The 1,386-nt window shown below is 70.7% G+C and carries 1 protein-coding gene; it reads right to left on the reverse strand.

Annotation, left to right across the window (positions count from 1 at the left end; genetic code table 11):
- A partial coding sequence (locus ABZ027_RS43175) for an MMPL family transporter (RefSeq protein ID WP_356778603.1) occupies window positions 1-1,386 on the reverse strand: 1,386 nt, incomplete at both ends.

Raw genomic sequence — 1,386 nt, forward strand, 5'->3', positions numbered from 1 at the left:
AGCAGCAACAGGAAACCGAGAGCGACGATCGCCGCGATGAAGTACGGCAGCCGTTCGCCGGTCACCGCCGCGAAGTCCTTGTAGACCGCCGTGACACCACCCACGTGAGCCTTGACTCCGGCCTGAGGGATCACCTCGTCGCGCAGGCGGTCGATCAGCTGGTCCGTCCTCTCGGACTGCGGTGACGTCGTGGGCACCACCCGGATCACCGAGACGCCGTTCACGGGCGGGAGGGCGGCGACCTGGGCCACGCCCTCGGTCTTCCCGATGGACGACACCAGCGTCGCGGGTGCCGAGCCGTCCACGACCACCTGCAACGGCCCGTTGAAGCCGGGGCCGAACCCCTCGGAGAGCAGGTCGTACGCCTGCCGCGTCGTCGTCGACTCCGCCTGGTTGCCCTGGTCCGAGGTGCCGAGCCGGATCGACAGGACGGGGACGGCGATGGCCGCCATGACGACGAACGCGATCAGCGCGACCGCGCGCGGGCGCCGCTGCACGTACGACGACCAGCGTGCCGCGAGACCGCTTGCCTCCTCCGGCTCGGGGCCGGACGTGGCGAGCCGGCGCCGCTCCCGGCGGCTGAGCACCCGCATGCCGAACATCCCCAGCAGGGCGGGCAGCAGGGTGACGGCGGCCAGGATGCTGAGCAGCACGGTCAACGAGGCCGCGATGACCACCCCGTCCAGGAACCGCATGTTCATCACCAGCATGCCGCCGAGCGCGATGCACACCGTGGCACCCGCGAACAGCACCGCGCGACCGGAGGTGTTCAGGGCCGTGATCGCCGCATCCTCGGGCTTCACCCCGCGCATGATGCCGCGCCGGTGCCGGGTGACGATGAACAGGGCGTAGTCGATACCGACGCCCAGGCCGATCAACGAGCCGACCAGCGGGGCGATCTCGGGCACGTTCGTGAGGTGGCTGAGCAGCGTCGTTGCCATCGTGGCGGTGCCGACCGCGGCGACGGCCACCACGATCGGCAGCAGCATCGCGAAGAGCGAACCGAAGGCGAGGAAGAGGACCACCCCCGCCGCCACGATGCCGACCAGTTCGGACAACCCGGCGGGGGGTCGCTGGACGGTGGCGATGGCCTGGCCTCCCAGCTCCACCCGGAGACCGGCCCGTTCGGCGTTCTGGGCCGTGTCGATGACGTTCTCGACCAGCTCCTTGGGGATGGCGTCGGCCTGATGGGCGAACGTCACCTGGGCGTACGCGGTCCGCCCGTCCCGGCTGATCTGCGGGGCGCCACCCTTCGCGTACGGGCTCGCGACCGCCCCGACGCCCTTCATCCTGCCGATCTCATCGAGCGCGGGCTGGATCCGGGACCGTACGGACTCGTCCCGTACCGATCCCGCCTCCACCTTCCACACCACCGTGTCGGTGTCC

Source organism: Streptomyces sp. NPDC006332 (assembly GCF_040612855.1).
GTDB lineage: Bacteria > Actinomycetota > Actinomycetes > Streptomycetales > Streptomycetaceae > Streptomyces.